This is a genomic window from Chitinophaga sp. W3I9, from assembly GCF_050434025.1.
Classification (GTDB): Bacteria; Bacteroidota; Bacteroidia; order Chitinophagales; family Chitinophagaceae; genus Chitinophaga.
The window spans coordinates 3428217-3446734 of record NZ_JBNPWC010000001.1; the positions used below are offsets into that span (position 1 = coordinate 3428217).

The 18518-nt window shown below is 49.5% G+C and carries 16 protein-coding genes; 14 read left to right on the top strand and 2 right to left on the bottom strand.

All coding sequences use genetic code 11. The features are described from left to right. Nucleotides 1–463 precede the first annotated feature (463 nt). The 14 genes from QFZ51_RS14285 (at nucleotide 464) to QFZ51_RS14350 (ending at nucleotide 15711) form a co-directional block, all read left to right on the top strand. Nucleotides 464–907 carry a CBS domain-containing protein gene (locus QFZ51_RS14285; protein WP_079468123.1) on the top strand — a complete coding sequence of 148 codons (444 nt, stop codon included), beginning with the start codon at nucleotides 464–466 and terminating at the stop codon, nucleotides 905–907. Nucleotides 908–1160: 253 nt separating this feature from the next. Beyond that, complete coding sequence (locus QFZ51_RS14290; protein WP_429046675.1) at nucleotides 1161–1643, top strand: NADH-quinone oxidoreductase subunit A; 483 nt, start codon at nucleotides 1161–1163, stop codon at nucleotides 1641–1643. A gap of 45 nt (nucleotides 1644–1688) precedes the next feature. Continuing rightward, nucleotides 1689–2327 carry an NADH-quinone oxidoreductase subunit B gene (locus QFZ51_RS14295; protein ID WP_370911347.1) on the top strand — a complete coding sequence of 213 codons (639 nt, stop codon included), beginning with the start codon at nucleotides 1689–1691 and terminating at the stop codon, nucleotides 2325–2327. 87 nt (nucleotides 2328–2414) lie between these two features. Next, nucleotides 2415–4160, top strand: coding sequence for an NADH-quinone oxidoreductase subunit C/D (gene nuoC, locus QFZ51_RS14300; RefSeq protein WP_429046678.1), 1746 nt, complete (start codon nucleotides 2415–2417; stop codon nucleotides 4158–4160). A gap of 129 nt (nucleotides 4161–4289) precedes the next feature. Beyond that, the gene (nuoE, locus tag QFZ51_RS14305) at nucleotides 4290–4637 is read left to right on the top strand and encodes an NADH-quinone oxidoreductase subunit NuoE (RefSeq protein ID WP_429046679.1); all 348 of its coding nucleotides are present in this window, start codon (nucleotides 4290–4292) and stop codon (nucleotides 4635–4637) included. 2 nt (nucleotides 4638–4639) lie between these two features. Continuing rightward, nucleotides 4640–5920, top strand: coding sequence for an NADH-quinone oxidoreductase subunit NuoF (nuoF, locus tag QFZ51_RS14310; protein ID WP_429046680.1), 1281 nt, complete (start codon nucleotides 4640–4642; stop codon nucleotides 5918–5920). Then, nucleotides 5901–8594 (top strand): NADH-quinone oxidoreductase subunit NuoG, encoded by a 2694-nt coding sequence (gene nuoG / locus QFZ51_RS14315; RefSeq protein WP_429046681.1) that lies wholly within the window; start codon nucleotides 5901–5903, stop codon nucleotides 8592–8594. Before nuoF ends, nuoG begins: the two co-directional genes overlap by 20 nt. A gap of 4 nt (nucleotides 8595–8598) precedes the next feature. Beyond that, nucleotides 8599–9549, top strand: coding sequence for an NADH-quinone oxidoreductase subunit NuoH (gene nuoH, locus QFZ51_RS14320; RefSeq protein WP_370911352.1), 951 nt, complete (start codon nucleotides 8599–8601; stop codon nucleotides 9547–9549). Between the two features lie 10 nt (nucleotides 9550–9559). Next, entirely contained in the window at nucleotides 9560–10075 is a 516-nt protein-coding gene (gene nuoI, locus QFZ51_RS14325; RefSeq protein ID WP_429046682.1) for an NADH-quinone oxidoreductase subunit NuoI, read from the top strand. Continuing rightward, nucleotides 10072–10602 (top strand): NADH-quinone oxidoreductase subunit J, encoded by a 531-nt coding sequence (gene nuoJ, locus QFZ51_RS14330; protein ID WP_370911354.1) that lies wholly within the window; start codon nucleotides 10072–10074, stop codon nucleotides 10600–10602. Before nuoI ends, nuoJ begins: the two co-directional genes overlap by 4 nt. Then, on the top strand, nucleotides 10599–10907 hold the full coding sequence (gene nuoK / locus QFZ51_RS14335; protein WP_079468113.1) for an NADH-quinone oxidoreductase subunit NuoK: 309 nt from the start codon (nucleotides 10599–10601) through the stop codon (nucleotides 10905–10907). The genes nuoJ and nuoK overlap by 4 nt, the downstream gene beginning before the upstream one ends. Nucleotides 10908–10920: 13 nt before the next feature. Continuing rightward, nucleotides 10921–12810, top strand: a complete 1890-nt coding sequence (gene nuoL / locus QFZ51_RS14340) for an NADH-quinone oxidoreductase subunit L (RefSeq protein ID WP_429046684.1) — start codon at nucleotides 10921–10923, stop codon at nucleotides 12808–12810. A 23-nt stretch (nucleotides 12811–12833) separates the two neighbouring features. Further along, on the top strand, nucleotides 12834–14285 hold the full coding sequence (gene nuoM / locus QFZ51_RS14345; RefSeq protein WP_429046685.1) for an NADH-quinone oxidoreductase subunit M: 1452 nt from the start codon (nucleotides 12834–12836) through the stop codon (nucleotides 14283–14285). Continuing rightward, complete coding sequence (locus QFZ51_RS14350) at nucleotides 14272–15711, top strand: NADH-quinone oxidoreductase subunit N (RefSeq protein WP_370911357.1); 1440 nt, start codon at nucleotides 14272–14274, stop codon at nucleotides 15709–15711. The genes nuoM and QFZ51_RS14350 overlap by 14 nt, the downstream gene beginning before the upstream one ends. Here the strand turns inward: QFZ51_RS14350 and QFZ51_RS14355 are convergent. After that, on the bottom strand, nucleotides 15708–18152 hold the full coding sequence (locus QFZ51_RS14355; RefSeq protein ID WP_429046688.1) for an outer membrane beta-barrel protein: 2445 nt from the start codon (nucleotides 18150–18152) through the stop codon (nucleotides 15708–15710). The two genes, QFZ51_RS14350 and QFZ51_RS14355, sit on opposite strands and share 4 nt — an antisense overlap. 55 nt (nucleotides 18153–18207) lie before the next feature. Next, a complete protein-coding gene (locus tag QFZ51_RS14360) occupies nucleotides 18208–18486 on the bottom strand; it encodes a hypothetical protein (protein WP_429046690.1) in 279 nt (92 codons plus the stop codon). Nucleotides 18487–18518: the final 32 nt, after the last annotated feature.

Genomic DNA, 18518 nt, shown 5'->3' on the forward strand with positions numbered 1-18518 from the left:
GATTTAACTGATTATATTTTTTTAAAAGATTTTGGGAGATATAAGCGAGTATATCCGCTTTAATCTCCCCAAATCTTTTAAAATCCAAAGTGATCAAATCAGCGTAATCAGTGAAATAAGTTTAATCCTGAGTAAGACAAAATCCGCGTTCTTCGCTTATATCTCCCCGAATCCTTTAAAATCCAAAGTGATCAAATCAGCGTAATCAGTGAAATAAGTTTAATCCTGAGAAAGACAACCTCCGCGTTTTCGCTTATATCTCCCCCGAATCCCTTAAAATCCAAAGTGATCAAATCAGCGTAATCAGTGAAATAAGTTTAATCCTGAGTAAGACAACCTCCGCGTGGAGCTTTGTGTACAATTTACACAAACGATTTATTTTCACTGCCTTGCTTTTAACAATGAAAATTGGTAACTTAGAAATGGTGGTTTTTCATTTATTTACTATTCTAAATATCTTGCCATGGGAAAGGTACGTAATATCCTGCAGGTAAAGGGTCATGCAGTATACTCCATAAATCCCGACAACACTGTTTTTGAAGCGCTTCAACTCCTTGTGGATCACAACGTGGGAGCATTGACAGTAGTTGATGAAGACGAACATTTTATGGGAATTTTCTCCGAACGTGATTATGCCCGCCGGGTTATCCTGAAGGGGCGTGCATCAAAGGAAACCCTGATCCGGGAAATCATGACGGAACGCCCTATTACGGTTACTGAAGATGATTCCATTGAAGATTGTATGGGATTGATGACAGATAAAAGGATCCGTCACCTCCCGGTTGTTGACCAGCAGAACAGACTGATGGGTTTGATATCTATTGGTGACGTGGTAAAGTTTATTATTGACGACCAACAGCATATCATTACCAGTCTCGAATGCTATATTACGGGTACGCATACCTGAGTATCGCATTTTAATCTTTTGTTTTATCATTGTATTTTTTGTAACTTCAGTTTCATATAGTCTTTACCGTATAGCAGCACTTGAAACGTTATGAAACCGGATCCGTATCCGGTCTTCCCTCTTGATTTGGCGGTTTACAGACTAGCATTACCAATAATAGACATGTTCAGTAGATTGGAAAGCATACTACTGGTTTTAACTGATAGACAGGCATGACGGACTTTTAAGTAAATCGCTCGGGAGGGCGAACACTTTGAAAAGCGCTGTTTCTGACATCACCCCCATCTGGCCGTTTTTAGCATATGGTGCTATCGTTGTGATACTTATCAGTATCATACTGGGGCTCTCTTATGTACTGGGGCAGCGGCATAAAGACCGCGCCACCGGAGAGGCCTATGAGTCCGGCATCATCTCCACCGGCTCCGCACGATTACGGTTCCCTTCCCAGTTTTACCTGGTAGCGATGCTCTTCGTTATTTTCGACATTGAAACGGTATTAATCATATCCTGGGCAATTGCCTATGAAGAAGTTGGCTGGACCGGCTTCCTCGGCGTTGCCGTTTTTATCTTCATATTACTGGCTGTACTTATTTACGAATGGCGTAACGGCGCATTGGACTTCGGGCCCGATGGGAAAAAGATTTTACGCGCGTATAAAAAAATGCAGAAGAAAACCTCCGCTCACGTTAACGGATACACGGACATTAAGACTCCAACACCACAGGCACTGACGTAGCAACAGCATGTTGATTTTATGATTTCATGGTAAATCAACTTTTATATGAAATGGTGGCTGACCAACGCAAATGATGTAACCGGTAAGATATCCGGCAATACCTCTATGGAAGAAGTGATCCAGCAAAGTGTAATGCTCACTTCCGTGGAAAGCCTGCTGGCATGGGGACGGAAAAATTCGCTATGGCCCTTCCATTTCGGCCTTTCCTGTTGTTTTGTAGAAATGGCTACCGCTATGACCCCTAAGTATGATATGGCCCGGTTTGGTGCGGAAGTAATCAGAGGTACTCCCCGCGAAGCAGACGTCATGATCATCGCAGGCACCGTATTTATAAAAATGGCGCCCGTCATTCAACGTTTGTATGAGCAGATGATGGAGCCCCGCTGGGTAATATCCATGGGCTCCTGTGCTAATTCCGGCGGTATGTACGACATCTACAGCGTAGTACAGGGAGTAGATAAATTCCTGCCTGTAGATGTTTACGTACCCGGTTGTCCGCCACGCCCGGACGCATTTATGTCGGGACTCGTTATGCTGCGCGACAGCGTAGGCAAAGAAAAACGGCCGCTCAGCTGGGTGATCGGCGAACAAGGCGTTATCCGGCCGGAAAAGATTTCCATGAAAGATACCCTCCGTGAGAAACGGCAACAAATGACAAATTTTAAAACACCCGATGAAATATAAAATACTTACTAACATCAACGGATATATGAAAGATTAAACCGGAAAAGACCACAATTTTATCTTACCCCCATCTAAACTTAATACGCCATGCCAGAGCGCATTGCAGCGGAATTAAGCTCCCGTTTTGGTGATATCACCTTCGAACCTCAGGTTACACGGGATGGGACGCCCACCTTCTGGACGCCACAGGAGCATATTGTGGCCGTACTACAGTTTCTTAAATCTGAAATACAAATGCCTTATCGCATGCTCTATGACCTCACGGCCATCGACGAGCGTGCGTATAAACGGCAACAGAACGGGCATAAACCCTATGACTTTACCGTTGTTTACACACTTTTTTCCTTCGACAGAAACGAATTCCTGCGATTAAAAGCCGGTCTGCACGGCGAATACCCAACGCTGGAAAGCATCACCCCCATCTGGACGGCCGCCAACTGGTACGAACGCGAGGTATACGATATGTTCGGCATCCGGTTCAATGGTCACCCCTTACTCAAACGCATCCTCATGCCTTCCACCTGGGAGGGGCATCCGCTCCGGAAGGAGCACCCCGCACGCGCTACTGAAATGGGGCCTTTTAAGCTCTATGACGAGAAGCAGGACAGGGAGCAGGAGGCCCTGCGGTTTAAACCCGAAGAATGGGGCTTAAAAAGCCATAGCGAAGACGCTGACTTTATGTTCCTCAACATCGGTCCGCAACACCCGGGTACCCACGGCGTGTTGCGTATCATCCTCCAGCTGAACGGCGAAGATATTGTGGACGCCGTACCCGATATTGGCTTCCATCACCGCGGCGCGGAAAAGATGGGAGAACGGCAATCCTGGCATACCTACATTCCTTACACAGATCGTATCGACTATCTCGGCGGGGTGAATAATAACCTGGCTTACCTGTTATCGGTGGAGCAGCTGGGCGGCATTGATGTGCCGCTACGTGCGCAGGTGATCCGCATTATGCTCTGCGAACTGTTCCGCATTGCCAGTCACCTGGTGTGGTATGGAACCTTTGCACAGGATCTGGGGCAGCTGTCACCCGTGTTCTATATGTTCACCGACCGTGAACGCATCTTTGAAATCATTGAAGCCATTTGCGGTGGCCGTATGCATCCCAACTGGTTCCGTATTGGCGGTGTTGCCCAGGACCTGCCCAACGGCTGGGAGCCGCTGGTGAAAAACTTTATCAGCTATTTTCCCAAACAGCTGAAAGAGTACGACAGCATGGTCATGAAAAATTATCTCTTTAAAGCCCGTACTAAAGGTATCGGTATCTATACACTGGAAGAAGCCATTGAATGGGGCGTAACCGGCCCCGGACTCCGCGCCTGCGGCCTGGAGTGGGATATGCGCAAGAAGCGGCCATATGGTGGTTATGAGAATTTTGCTTTCGAGGTCCCGGTCGCACACAACGGAGATTGTTACGACCGCGCGGTAGTACGGGTGGAAGAAATGCGACAAAGCCTCCGCATTATTGAACAATGCGTGGCCTACATGCCGTCCGGCGATTACAAGTCGCACCACCCGCTGGCTACCCCTCCTGTAAAAGCGCGCACCATGCAGGATATTGAAACGCTTATCCATCACTTTCTCAACGTAAGCTGGGGACCGGTAATACCCGCCGGGGAGGCGGCTGTTTGCACGGAAGCCACCAAAGGATGGAACAGCTATTACCTGATCAGCGATGGCAACACCGCTTCTTACCGCACCAGGGTGCGAACGCCTTCTTTCCCGCACATGCAGATGATTCCGTTGATCAGCCGCGGATATACCGTGGCCGACCTGTTATCGATACTCGGAGGAATGGATTATGTACTCGCAGATATTGACAGATAATACAACAACATATGCTTTCTGCTATTGAAATAGAACAGATCACACATGAAATGCAGCACGTGCCGGTAAAAAAGGCCGCCTGTATAGAAGCATTAAAAATTGTACAGGGGCAACGCCGCTGGGTATCTGATGAAAGCGTGGGCGGATATCGCCGCTATCCTGGAAATGAGCACCGCGGAAGTAGACAGCGTAGCCACTTTCTACAACCTCATCTTCCGGCGGCCGGTAGGCAGGCACGTCATCTTGTTGTGCGACAGTATCAGCTGCTACGTGATGGGCTATACGGAGATTAAACAACAACTGATGGACCTGCTGCAGATCAGGTACGGACAAACCACACCCGATGAACGTTTTACGCTGCTGCCCAATGCCTGTCTTGGTACCTGCGACCATGCGCCGGCCATGATGATAGACAACGACCTGTACAGGGATCTGACAACAGCTTCCCTTTTACAAATACTGGATCAATATTTATAAAGATGGAAAAACCGCTCACACAACATATACCCGCTTCCGGAGCGCCTCTTCACCTGAAGGAGTACGAAGCAGTGGGCGGCTATGCCGCATTACGCAAAGTGTTGCAGGAGCTCACTCCGGCGGAAGTAACAGGCAGGGTGAAAGACGCCAACCTCAAAGGCCGTGGCGGCGCGGGTTTCAGCACCGGTATGAAGTGGAGCTTTGTTCCCGCGGAAGTAACCGGTCCGCGCTACCTGATCTGTAACGCCGATGAAATGGAACCCGGCACCTTCAAAGACCGCTGGCTGCTGGAAGGGAACCCGCACCAGTTGCTCGAAGGAATGATCATTTCCGCTTATGCTATCCAGGCCACACAGGGTTTTGTGTTTATGCGCTGGGCATATAAGGAAGCCGCGACGATCATGAACCAGGCAATTGCAGATGCCTATGCCGCGGGATATCTCGGTAAAAATATACTCGGTAAAAATTATAGTTTGGAAATGCAACTGCATACCGGTGTAGGCAGGTATATGTGCGGGGAAGAAACGGCATTGCTCAATTCGCTGGAAGGGAAACGCGCTGTACCCCGCGCCAAACCGCCCTTTCCACAGGTAAGCGGATTGTTTGGTAAACCAACCATTGTAAATAACGTGGAAACGTTGTCTTATATACCGCATATCATCAGCAAGGGAGGCGACTGGTTCAAGTCATTGAGCTATACCGCCGACGGGGGTACGAAAATATACGGTGTAAGTGGAAGAGTAAACAAGCCCGGTGCCTGGGAACTACCTATGGGCGTTACTATGCGGGAATTACTGGAGGAACATGCAGGTGGCATGAAAGCGGGATTCCGTTTTCGCGGTGTCTTGCCTGGTGGCGCTTCCACTGATTTCTTAACCGATGCCCACCTCGATGTGAAAATGGATTTCGCAGGAGTAGCTGCCGCGGGAAGCCGCCTGGGTACCGGCACTATGGTGATACTCGACGACCGCACCTGCCCGGTGGGGTTTGTACATAACCTGGAGCATTTCTTCGCACAGGAATCGTGTGGCTTCTGCACGCCCTGCCGCGAAGGACTGCCCTGGACGGAGAAGATATTATACGCACTGGAGCAGGGACAAGGAACTTACGCAGACCTGGAGCAACTGGAAATGCATACGAAGCTGTTAGGACCCGGTAACACTTTCTGCGCGCTGGCGCCCGGTGCCATGGAACCGTTGCAAAGTGCGCTGAAATATTTCCGGGAAGATTTTGAACAACACATCAAAGAAAAAAAATGTCCATATGCCGATCATACACATTGATAATAAACCTTACGAAGTAAAGGAGGGAAAAAACCTGCTTGAAGCTTGCCTGTCGCTGGGTTTGAACCTTCCTTACTTTTGCTGGCACCCCGCCCTGGGTGCGGTAGGCGCCTGCCGTCAATGCGCTGTTAAGGTGTTTAAGGATGAAGATGATAAGAAGGGAAAGATCATTATGTCGTGTATGGAGCCGGTAAAAGACCAGCTTCGTTTATCCATTGACGATACCGATGCCCGCAACTTCCGCGAGCATGTGATCGGCTGGCTGATGACCAATCACCCGCACGACTGCGCCGTATGTGATGAAGGCGGTTCCTGCCATTTGCAGGATATGACTGTGATGACAGGCCACTCTTACCGTGATTACCATTTTACAAAACGAACTTACAACAACCAATATCTCGGACCATTCCTGAATCATGAAATGAACCGTTGCATCCAGTGCTACCGTTGTGTGAGGTTTTATAAAGACTTTGCCGGTGGTAAGGACCTGGATGTTTTCGCCGCGCATAACCATGTGTATTTTGGCCGGCAGGAAGAGGGTACACTGGAAAGCGAGTTTAGCGGCAATCTTGCCGAAATATGCCCTACCGGTGTGTTTACGGATAAAACCCTCAAGCAGCATTATACCCGTAAATGGGATCTGACCTCTGCTGCTTCTGTATGCCAGGGCTGCGGACTGGGCTGTAATATCATCGCCGGCGAGCGTTATGGCGCCGTGCGACAGATCACTAACCGGTTTAACGGTGCGGTAAATGGTTATTTCCTTTGCGACCGTGGCCGCTATGGCTACGAATTTGTGAACAGCGGACAACGGATCAAAACACCGATGGTGCATCACGGCCCTGCAGATAAGGCCAATGGCATCCCGGTGTTGCAGCATGTGCATCAACGGATGAAACCAGGGAAGACCATCGGCATAGGATCGCCGAGAGCTTCCCTGGAATCCAATGCTGTGCTGAAAGAACTGGTTGGGGAAGACAACTTCTACCTGGGTGTGTCGGCAGCAGATCACGACCTGGTATCCCTTTCCCTCAAAATACTGCAACAGGGACCGGTGCGCAGCGCCTCCCTGCAGGAAGCGGCAGCAGCGGATGTAGTGCTTATCCTCGGTGAAGATGTAACCAATACGGCGCCGATGCTGGCCTTGTCGGTGCGGCAGGCGGTACGCCGTATCCCGGTCGAAGATGTCATCAATCATATTCACATGCCCGCATGGCAAGATGCCGCCGTACGGGAAGCCGTGCAGGACAGCAAAGGCCCCCTCTATATTTTAAATGTCCAGGAAACCAAACTCGATGAACTTGCAAAGGGTGCTTATCACACGGCGCCGGACAATATCGCACGTATAGGCTTTGGCGTTAGTCACCTGCTGAGCAGTAGAATGCCCGAAGTAAAAGGAATGTCGGAGCAGGGGAAGGCCATTGCTGCAGAAATAGCAGCGGTGCTGAAAACCGCTAAGAACCCGCTTATCATTGCAGGCTATGGCGGTGGCAGTGAAGCCATCATCAAAGCCGCCGCCAATGTGGCCTGGTCCCTGCGGGATCTTGGTATCGACGCCATGCTTACCTACACGGTGCCGGAATGCAACAGCGTAGGACTTGAAATGCTGGGTGGCCACCGCCTGGATTCGGCGGTAGACCGTGCCTTGAATAGCGAAGTGGATACCGTGATCGTTTTGGAAAATGACCTGTACCGCCGGCTGAACCAACACCGGGCAGAACAGTTTTTTGGAAAGGTGAAAGATGTGATCCTGCTGGATCATCTTTATAATCCCACAGCGGAGAAAGCCACCATCATTTTACCGGCTGGCACCTTTGCTGAATCGGACGGTACGCTGGTGAATAATGAAGGCCGCGCCCAGCGCTTTTTCCAGGTGTTTGCACCCGACTCCGCAGTGCAGGAAAGCTGGCGCTGGCTGTTGCAGATCGCCAGCATTAACGGGCATGCTACACTCTCCGGTTTGCAACACTTCGATGAAGTAGTGAATCACCTTGCACACGCATACGAAAAATTTGAAAGTATAGATCATCTCGCGCCGCATGCTGATTTCCGGATTGCCGGTCAGAAGGTACCGCGGGAACCACATCGCTTTAGCGGCCGTACCGCTATGCAGGCAAATGTAGATGTAAGCGAGCCCCGTCCGCCACAGGACACAGATACCGCGCTGTCCTTTACCATGGAAGGGTACCGGGGAGAGCCGCCTTCTTCCATGATTCCCTTTTTCTGGTCGCCCGGATGGAATTCTGTGCAATCAGTAAACAAATTCCAGGTGGAAACAGGCGGACCGCTGCACGATGGCAACTCCGGCAAGAGATTGATAGAACCTCACGCTAACGGGCAAACGCCTTTTTATACGGAAGTACCGGAGCCTTTTCTGCCGCTCAAAGAACACCTGTTACTGGTACCCCTCTATCATATTTTCGGATCAGAAGAACTAAGTGTGCATACACCGGGCATTGCAGAACGCATTCCGGCCCCCTACATTATGCTGCACAGTGAAGACGCAAAACGGTTGCAGGTAACCGCGGGATACCTGCTGCATTTCACAGATAACGGTCATCACTATACGTTGCCGGTGATCATTAACGATACATTACAGGAAGGTGTTGCCGGAATACCTGTAGGCCTTCCCGGCATGCAGATTTCAGAGGCGCCGCAACTGATAAAAGTATAATGCTATGATAAACATTTGGTGGGTAATAGGCGGGGTGCTTTTTGCACTGTTAAATACGGCGGCCGGTCTCATTTGGGTGGAGCGCCGGATGCTGGCGCTGTGGCAGGACCGTTACGGTCCCAACAGGGCAGGGCCTTTCGGGCTGTTGGTGGTGTTGGCAGATACTATCAAGTTGTTTTTTAAAGAAGACTGGATTCCGCCATTTGCCGATAAAGTAGTGTTTGTATTTGCGCCCGGCGTAGTGATGCTGAGTGTGCTCATGAGCTTTGTGGTGATACCTTTTGCACCAGGAATTGTGGTGGCGGATTTGAATATCGGCCTGTTGTTTTTCCTGGCCATGTCTTCACTGGGCGTATACAGTGTAGTGTTGGGCGGCTGGGCTTCCAATAACAAGTATGCGTTGCTGGGCGCTATGCGCGGGGCTTCGCAGATGATCAGCTATGAGGTGTTTATGGGATTGGCGCTGATGGGCGTGGTGGTACTGAGTGGTTCTTTTAATCTGGGCGAAATAGTGGAGGCACAGCGGAAGGTCTGGTTTATTATCCCGCAGTTTATCGGCTTCCTCATTTTCCTGGTGGCAGGCGTAGCGGAAACACACCGTTTACCTTTCGATATCCCGGAGGCGGAGAGTGAGCTGGTAGCAGGCTTTCACTCGGAATATTCCGGGATGAAGTTCGGTATGTTCTTCATCGGTGAATACCTGGGCGTAACGCTGATCTCCGGCATGCTGGTAACGCTTTATTTTGGCGGCTGGCTTGGACCGGCTTTTCTGCCGCCGGTATTATGGTTTGTAATAAAAACGTTTGCCTTTATCATGTTGTTCATCCTGTTCCGGGCATCTATGCCGCGGCCGCGGTATGATCAGTTGATGGAGTATGGATGGAAGGTATTGTTTCCGTTATCGATTTTAAACCTGATGGTAACAGCTGCCATTAAGCTGTGGTTAAATACTTAAAACAAAAAACATGTTTAGTCTGGTAAGAAGTATGTGGCTGATATTCCTGCACATGTTCCACAAGCGGGAAACCTTTCAGTACCCTGAACAGCGGGCGCCGTTGCCGGCCCGCTGGCGGGGCCGCATTGCGTTAACCCGCGATCCGGATGGAGGCGAACGATGTGTAGGTTGCTACCTGTGTGCCGCGGCCTGCCCGGTAGACTGCATCTCCCTTCTGGCAACGGAAGATGAATCGGGCAGAAGATATCCGGAGTTTTTCCGGATCAATTTCTCCCGCTGTATTTTCTGTGGTTTCTGCGAAGAGGCTTGTCCTACCTACGCGATACAGTTATTGCCCGATTTTGAAATGGCAGAATATAACCGTCAGAACCTGGTATATGAAAAAGAGGACCTGCTCATCAACAGTGAAGGCAAATATCCAGGTTATAATTATTACAATATAGCCGGTATGGCCATTCGCGGAAAAGACAAAGGCGATGCACAACACGAAGAACCACCGGTAGATATTAAAAGCCTGATACCATGATAGGAACTGCATTTTATATTGCTGCATTGATTGCAGTGTTATCTACCGTGATGGTGATCACCCGGTACAATATTATGCATGCCTTGTTATATCTCGTAGTGTCTTTACTGGCGGTGGCAGTGGTGTTGTATCTCTATGGCGCGCCTTTTATGGCGGCATTGGAAGTGATTGTGTATGCGGGCGCCATTATGGTATTGCTGATCTTTTTTGTGATGATGCTGAACCTGGGAAAAGAGTCGGCCGCGCAGGAGCGGCTATGGCTGAAGCCGCGCATCTGGATCTTTCCATCGCTGCTTTGTATCATCCTGCTTGGAGAGCTTGTTTTCCTGGTGTTGCAGAACCGTCAGCCCGTATCAGGTATTCAGATCGTGAATCCGAAGGAGGTGGGCATTGCTTTGTTCGGCCCTTATATCCTGGCGGTGGAGCTTACCGGGATGTTGCTGATGGCGGGCATTGTAGGGGCTTACCACTTAGGGCGTCAGAAAGAGAAAACATTGCACCGGTTCCTTGAAAATAATCAATCATGATAGTACATCCTACCACAGCGGGCATGCTGCTTGCCGGCGTTTTATTTGTGCTGGGGCTGATCAGTATACTGGTTCGCCGCGACATTATTTTTATGTTGCTGTCGGTGGAAATAATGCTGAACGCAGCAGGACTGGCCTTTGTTGTGGCTTCTTCTCACTGGGGTACAGCAGACGGGCAGGTGATGTTCATCTTTATCCTGGCGATGGCGGCGGCAGAAGTATCGGTAGGACTGGCATTGATCTTACAGTTATATCATCAGCTCAAAACACTGGACAGCGACGAAGCAGCAAAAATGAACGGATAAAATATTCAATTGTATGTTTCCTGCACTCATACCGCTCATTCCTTTTATCAGCGCCTTCCTGCTCATGCTGGGCTGGAAGCGTATCGACCGTATAGGCGTTACCGTAATCGGATGCGGCAGTATCGGACTGGCTGCAATAGTGGCTATTATCATCGCTATGCAATTTGCCGCAAATGGTGAACAGGCGATTGTTCAGCATGTCGGCAACTGGCTGGAAGCCGGTGGGTTTAAAACAGGTTTCGATTTCCGGATGGATGCGCTGTCGGTGGTATTTGTGCTGGTGATCACCATTGTGGGCTTCCTGATCCATGTATATGCATCCGGTTATATGCACGACGATCCGGACTACGCCCGCTTTTTTGCCTGCATGAATTTATTTGTAGGCGCCATGCTTACGCTGGTGATGGCAGATAATTTATTGTTGTTATACTTTGGCTGGGAAGGTGTGGGCCTTTGCAGTTACCTGCTGATCGGCTTCTGGTATAAAGATCCTGCCAACGGGTATGCAGCGAGGAAAGCTTTTATTGTAACACGCATAGGCGATACCGCGATGGCCATTGCTTTGTTTATGTTATTTCAGTATACCGGTACACTGAGTATTCCCGGCATATTGGAAAACAGTATACAAATCTGGTCTGTGAACGATGGAGTGGTAACCATCATCGCTTTGCTGTTGTTGGGCGGCGCGGTGGGCAAGTCGGCCCAGCTGCCGTTGCAGACCTGGCTGCCGGATGCCATGGCGGGCCCTACGCCGGTGAGTGCGTTGATACATGCCGCCACCATGGTTACGGCAGGGGTTTATATCATTGCGCGTACGCATACTTTATTTGAACTGGCGCCGGCGGCGCAAACCACTACTGCCGTGATAGGCGCTATCACTTTGGTGCTGGCAGGTTTCAGCGCGCTGGTGCAAACGGATATTAAAAGGGTGCTGGCTTATTCCACGGTGAGCCAGATCGGGTATATGTTCCTGGCATTGGGCTGCGGCGCATGGTCGGCGGCGGTATTTCATTTTGTTACGCATGCTTTTTTCAAGGCGTTGCTGTTCATGGCCGCAGGCGCTATCATTGTAGCGCTGCATCACGAGCAGGATATGTTTAAGATGGGAGGATTGAAAAAGCAGTTGCGCGGCGTTTACTGGGTATTCCTGGTTGGCTGTGCTTCCCTTGCGGCTATTCCTTTTATAACAGCCGGCTTTTACAGCAAGGACCAGATCATTTGGTTGTCGTGGTCCGCTGCCGGTGGTCATATTGGCTTCTGGCTGGCGGCGCTGCTGGGTGCGTTACTCACGGGTATGTATACTTTCCGCATGTTTTTCCTGGTATTTTATGGAGAAGAGAAAACAAAGGTGCATCACCGGCCGGGGAGCAGTATGATGATCCCGCTGTATATCCTGGCGGTATTATCTACGGTTGCCGGGTTTATAGAATTGCCCCATACGATGGGGCATGTAACGTTGTTCAGCAACTGGCTGCAACCGGTATTGCCGGCGGTGACGGTACTGCATGAAAGTCTTTCTATGGAATGGACTTCACAGGCCTTATCGGCCTTGCTGGCGTTGGGCGGCATCGGGCTGGCGTATGCCTGGGTAGTGAAGCATCCCAAAGGCATGTCTGATTTCCTGGAAATGCCTGCTATTATGTGGCTGCGTGGCTACTGGAGCAGGGGATGGGACTTTGATGAATTGTACAATGTGCTGCTGGTACGCCCCTTTGTGTACCTGTCGCGTATCAACAGAAGGGATCTGATAGACACGTTTTATACCGGGCTGGCGGCGTTTATGGAATGGTGTCATAACGTGCTCGCACGTACGCAGAGTGGTTTGCTGAGATGGTATATACTTGGCGTAGTGCTGGGTGCGGTGGCGATATTGTCAGTGCTGATCTGGCGGATATACATATAACCCGAACGATTAAACGAACAATTATGATATTGCTGGTATTGATATTGATCCTTTTTGGCGCGGCGTTATTGTCGTGGGTGGCTGGCGTGAAAAGCCACGCTGCCAGCCGGTGGATAGCCCTATGCAGCCTGCTGGTGAACCTCGGCATTATCGCAGGGGTATGGATGGAGCATACGGGTAGCAGCAGCCGTTGGTGGTACCAGTTCCGGATGGATTGGGTACCTCATTTCGGTATCAGCCTGCACCTGGCGATGGATGGTTTAAGTATGCTGATGCTGGCGCTGACATTTTTCCTGGGGGCGCTGGCGGTATTAATTTCCTGGAAGGAAATCCAAACGAGGGTGGGGTTCTTTCACTTTAACCTGTTGTTTGTGCTTTGTGGTATCACAGGCGTTTTCCTGACGATGGATCTTTTCCTGTTTTATTTTTTCTGGGAGATGATGCTGATCCCCATGTACTTCCTGATTGGTATCTGGGGACATGAACACCGGGAGTATGCGGCCAACAAGTTTTTCCTGTTCACACAGGCGGGAGGCTTGCTGATGCTGCTGGCAATACTCGGTCTTTACTTTGTGCATAAAGCTAACACTAATGTATATACGTTTAATTATTTTGAGCTGTTGAATACGCCTATGACGCCTTCTATGGAGCGATGGCTGATGCTGGGTTTCCTGATCGCCTTCCTGGTAAAGCTGCCGGCAGTACCTTTTCACACCTGGTTGCCGGATGCGCATACGGAAGCGCCTACTGCAGGCAGCGTGGTGCTGGCGGGGCTGCTGCTAAAAACGGGCGCTTACGGTATCCTCCGGTTTGTGTTGCCGCTGTTTCCCACTGCTGCAGCAGACATAGCACCGGTGGCCATGTTGCTGGGGGTAATTGGTATCCTGTATGGGGGCATGCTGGCCTATGCGCAAACGGATTTTAAAAGGCTGATTGCCTACACCAGCGTAAGCCATATGGGCTTTGTACTGCTGGGCGCCTTTGCCCTGAATGAAATTGCTTACCAGGGCGTAGTGATGCAAATGATCACACATGGCATTAGTACAGGTGCGTTATTTATTATTGCGGGCGCGTTGTATGAGCGCATACATACCCGCAACCTCCGGCAAATGGGTGGGCTTTGGCTGCGGCTTCCCATGATGGGCAGCGCTGCCATGATTTTTGTGATGGCCTCTCTCGGGTTACCGGGATTAGGCAATTTCGTAGCGGAATTCCTGGTGCTGCTGGGTAGCTGGCAGGCCAATCATGTGCTCACTATCCTGGCTACTATTGGCCTGGTGGTAGCAACGGCGTATTCGCTGCGTATTATGCAGAAAGTTTTCTTCGGTCCGTGCGACCGGCAATATGCCATGCCCGATCTGAACGGGCGTGAGCTGGTGATCATAATAGCATTGGTAATAGTGATATGCTGGCTGGGCTTCCATCCGCAACCGGTATTGAATACTTCCCAAAACATTGACTATGTCGTTCGCTGATTTTTTAAGTCTGGGGCCGCTGATCACCCTATGTGCTGCGGCAGTGATAGCCATGTTGCTGGTTGCAGCCTGGCGTAATCACCGCATCGTGTACAGCTTTTCCCTTCTTGCTTTTGGTATGGCGATGGCGGCGGTGATTCCTGCCATTAAGTATATTCCTCATCCCGTGCCACCGCTGTTGGTGATCGATGAGTTTTCACTCTTTAATTCCGGGTTGATCCTCGTGTCGGGGTTTATTATCCTGTTGTTGTCATTTAATTATTTTGAAGAAAGGGAAGAGCGGAAGGAAGAATACTACATTCTCCTGATCCTGGCTACTATCGGTGCTTTGGTGCTGGTGGTAAGCCGTCATTTTATGTCGCTGTTCCTGGGACTGGAAATACTAAGCATCAGTTTATACGGATTAATTGCGTACCTGCGTGCCCGTGAGCGGTCTGATGAAGCGGGGATTAAATACCTGATGCTGGCGGCGTTGTCGTCTGCTTTCCTGCTGTTTGGAATGGCGCTGGTGTATGCCTTTACAGGCCATATGGATTTCCCGGGAATAGGGGCAGCCTTACGTGAGGCAGGTTATTTGCCGGTGAGCGTGATGGCGGGTTTTGGTTTGATGCTGATAGGCGTGGGTTTTAAACTGGGCATTGTTCCTTTTCATATGTGGGCGCCGGATATTTATGAGGGCGCGCCGTTGCCGGTGGCGGCGTTTATTGCCACGGTTTCCAAGGGAGCCATGCTGGTGTTGCTGATCCGCTTTTACCAGGACATTCACGGGAACGACTACCCGATGTTGTGGTGGATAGTAGCTATTATTGCGGTAGCGTCAATGTTTGCGGGCAACTGGCTGGCACTCACACAACAGAATATTAAACGTATCCTCGCCTATTCTTCTATTGCGCATATGGGCTACATCCTGGTTGCTTTTTTATCGGGTGTGCAAACCGGGCTGGAGGCGCTGGCATTTTATCTGGTAGCTTATTTTATTACAAGCATCGGCGCTTTTGGGGTGGTGATTGTAATGTCTAGCAGTTCGCAGGATGCGGAAACGATTGCTGATTACAGGGGGCTGTTCTGGCGGTACCCCTGGGTAGCCACCGTATTTACGGCGATGCTGTTATCGCTGGCGGGCATTCCGCTTACCGCCGGTTTTATCGGTAAGTTTTATGTGGTGCTGGCGGGCGTGGACGGGCACCAGTGGTTCCTGTTGTTTATGCTGGTGATTAACAGTGTGATCGGGTTGTATTACTATATCCGGCTGGTGGCGGCTATGTTTGCGGTGCCTGCAAAAGGGCAACAAACAACGGTGATACCGGCCCTGCCCATGGCCGGTAATATTACCCTGGTGATTTTAACCATACTGTTAATAGGGCTGGGTGTATATCCTACTGCTATGATGGCGCTGATTCAGCAAATGATGCGTATCCTGGTTTAACCTGCGCGATTCTGTTCATCACTGGTACCGGTTTTTCTTTCACGGGCCGCTTTAATGGTGGCACTGCCAAATTTATAGCTGAAAGAAAGGTTCACCGTGCGGAACTGCCAGGTATTGAAGATGCTCATGTTCAGGTTGGCAAATTCTGCGGCCCCGCGATAGCTTTCATTCCGCAGGATATTGTTATAGCTCAGTTTTACGGTGGCATTTTTATTCAGGAACATTTTCTGAACGCCCAGGTTCAGGTTATACTGTGCATAGCCCCTGAAAATCCCAAAAATAAAAGGCGAGTTATAGTAGCCCATTACTTCTACCTTAAAATCTTTCGGAAGAGTAATAGTATTTGTGCTGCTGATATAATAATTGAAGTTATAGCGGTAATAAGGATCATTCGTTACGGGATCTTCAAAACGGTATTTGTTATAGGAGAAATCTGCGTTGTTGTCGCTGGTCCACCATTTTGTAAACTGGAAAGGCAGCGTAAACAGGATGCTGTAAATATCTGTTTTATCATAGTTGCGTTCCGTGCTGATGGAGGCTTTGGTACTGTCGTCCTGTGTAATGAATTCTTCCATCATATCTTTAATCCGGCTATAGCGGAAAGTGGCGATGTATTTGTCTTTGAACGTATAGGCAACTTCTGCGATGTTGCTGTATTGCGGCCGCAGGTAAGGATTCCCCCGGAAGTAGGTATACTTGTCCAGGTAAAACATAAATGGATTCAGCTGACCGTACTGCGGTCTTTCTATCCTGCGCGACATGGCCAGGCTCAGCTTATTTTTATCATTCAGCTTTTGCTCCACGTTGATGTTTGGAAAGAAGTCGACATAAGAGCGTTTCACATTTGTTCCGGTCGTAAAAGAAGTCCCGGTAGATTCGGTGTTCTCTACCCTCAGCCCCAGCTGCAGATTCGTTTTATGTATTTGTTTTTTGTAAGTGGCGTATGCGGCATAAATATTTTCCTGGTAGTTAAAGCGGTCACTTAATCCGGGAGAAGGTTTATAGCCACCATGAAACAAAGAGTCGAATTGCAATACGTTGGTGGTGGTAACGAAGCTGGTTTTAGCGCCGGCTTCCAGTTTACCTTCCTTGCCGAGCGGCCAGCTTACATCTGCTTTCAGGCTTTTGATAATTACCTGTGTACCTCCGGTGGTGCGGATGCTGTTGGGGTTGCGGTTCAACTGTGTTTTGGCGTCATACAGGCTGTCATTCAGCTGCATAAAGCGGTGGTTGTTGAACTGTGCATAGTCCCCATCAAAACTGATTTCCCTTCCGCCTGCAGTATCCAGGATCAGTTTGTAGTTGAGGTTAAGTGCAATGTTATCGAACTTGTTATTGTTGGTGGTAAGGGAGTTCACGGTGGAATCTGCCGGCATATTAACCCGGCCAAGGTCGGCATTGCTGTAGATCTGGTTACTAAAGGCGTTTTTATAGCCGTTGGCCAGTACGCCGATGGTTTGTTTATCAGTGATAAAGTAATCCATTCCTATTTTCAGGTAGTTATTTTTAAAGCGGTTACGCTGAAATATATTCTGCTGAAGATAGGTGGAGCTGCCATCGTTTTCCTTTACGTTCCGGCTGTATACGCGGGTAACCTGGCGGGGATAGTCGCCCTGGTCGAAATTACCGAACAGGTTGAATTTTTCCGTTCTCCAGTTAACATTACCGGAAATACCATAGCGGCCGTATCTCGACTGGGTAAGGGTAGCATTCACGTTACCATTTATCCCGGTCATTTTTCCTTTTTTAGTTTTTATGTTGATGATACCGCCGTTACCGGAGGCATCGTATTTGGCAGAAGGACTGGTTAATATTTCAATGGAAGCAATGCTTTCTCCGGGTGTTGTTTTCAGGAGATTGGTTAATTGTTCGCCACTGAGGTAGGTCAGTTTGCCATCGATCATTACCGTAACGCTTTGCCCCTTCAGGGTTACGTTTTCGTTGTTATCCACCTGTACTCCCGGTGCGCGGCGGAGCAGGTCCAGCGCGGTATTGCCGGCGGCACTCACGCTGTTCTCGATGTTCATGACTGTTTTCCCGGCAGAACTTTCAATAAAAGGTTTCTGGGCGGTTACATTCACGGCCTGGAGGTTTTTGCCTAAAGTGTTCAGGCGGATGGTATCCAGGGTAATGTTTTTATGAGCGGCGTTGAGTTGAAATGTTTTGCTGTAGGTGGTGTTGTATCCCATCTGGGAGGCCTGGATGAAATAATGGCCAAAGGCTATTTTTTCAAAGGCACAACTGCCGTTGGTAGTGGTCAGTTCTCCTTTTACGAGGGAAGAATCTTTGATATTCCTCACCATTACGCTGGTAAAGGGGAGCGGCTTGCCTTCATGGTCTGTAATTGTCAGTGTTATTTTTCCTGTGGAATTGGATTGTTGTGCCAGGGTATCGTGCACACCAATAAAAAGCATTCCCAGGGCTACGATGATTGTTCTCATACTATCGTTTCCGTTGTAAATTTTCTCAAAAGCTAGTACCAAAAAAGGGGGTCTGTTATTTCCTGCTGCAGTTTTCCTGGTAGTATTGAAGCGCCGATCTTAAAACATCCTGTATTTTGCCGAGGGGCATCTCTGTTGTTTTATTCATCATACACGACGATGGGGTAGTGGGACAAGCAGGTGTTTCCCTGAAATATCCCAGGGTGATCAGGTAAATAGGCAATTCATCCGGGTTGCTGGCGGAAAGGTAGCCACGGTTGACCATTTTCCCTCCGCATGCTATGATCAGCATCACCACGGTACTCAGGCTTAAAACGATAGCAACTTTTTTCATACCACATTTTTACTAAAGACGAACGGGTACGA

Excerpts from the sequence above, each read along its gene's own strand:
- QFZ51_RS14285 (WP_079468123.1), top strand. The coding sequence starts at position 464 with ATGGGAAAGGTACGTAATATCCTGCAGGTAAAGGGTCATGCAGTATAC.
- QFZ51_RS14295 (WP_370911347.1), top strand. The coding sequence starts at position 1,689 with ATGAAATGGTGGCTGACCAACGCAAATGATGTAACCGGTAAGATATCC.
- nuoC (WP_429046678.1), top strand. The coding sequence starts at position 2,415 with ATGCCAGAGCGCATTGCAGCGGAATTAAGCTCCCGTTTTGGTGATATC.
- nuoE (WP_429046679.1), top strand. The coding sequence starts at position 4,290 with ATGAAAGCGTGGGCGGATATCGCCGCTATCCTGGAAATGAGCACCGCG.
- nuoF (WP_429046680.1), top strand. The coding sequence starts at position 4,640 with ATGGAAAAACCGCTCACACAACATATACCCGCTTCCGGAGCGCCTCTT.
- nuoG (WP_429046681.1), top strand. The coding sequence starts at position 5,901 with ATGCCGATCATACACATTGATAATAAACCTTACGAAGTAAAGGAGGGA.
- nuoH (WP_370911352.1), top strand. The coding sequence starts at position 8,599 with ATGATAAACATTTGGTGGGTAATAGGCGGGGTGCTTTTTGCACTGTTA.
- nuoI (WP_429046682.1), top strand. The coding sequence starts at position 9,560 with ATGTTTAGTCTGGTAAGAAGTATGTGGCTGATATTCCTGCACATGTTC.
- nuoJ (WP_370911354.1), top strand. The coding sequence starts at position 10,072 with ATGATAGGAACTGCATTTTATATTGCTGCATTGATTGCAGTGTTATCT.
- nuoK (WP_079468113.1), top strand. The coding sequence starts at position 10,599 with ATGATAGTACATCCTACCACAGCGGGCATGCTGCTTGCCGGCGTTTTA.
- nuoL (WP_429046684.1), top strand. The coding sequence starts at position 10,921 with ATGTTTCCTGCACTCATACCGCTCATTCCTTTTATCAGCGCCTTCCTG.
- nuoM (WP_429046685.1), top strand. The coding sequence starts at position 12,834 with ATGATATTGCTGGTATTGATATTGATCCTTTTTGGCGCGGCGTTATTG.
- QFZ51_RS14350 (WP_370911357.1), top strand. The coding sequence starts at position 14,272 with ATGTCGTTCGCTGATTTTTTAAGTCTGGGGCCGCTGATCACCCTATGT.
- QFZ51_RS14355 (WP_429046688.1), bottom strand. The coding sequence starts at position 18,152 with ATGAGAACAATCATCGTAGCCCTGGGAATGCTTTTTATTGGTGTGCAC.
- QFZ51_RS14360 (WP_429046690.1), bottom strand. The coding sequence starts at position 18,486 with ATGAAAAAAGTTGCTATCGTTTTAAGCCTGAGTACCGTGGTGATGCTG.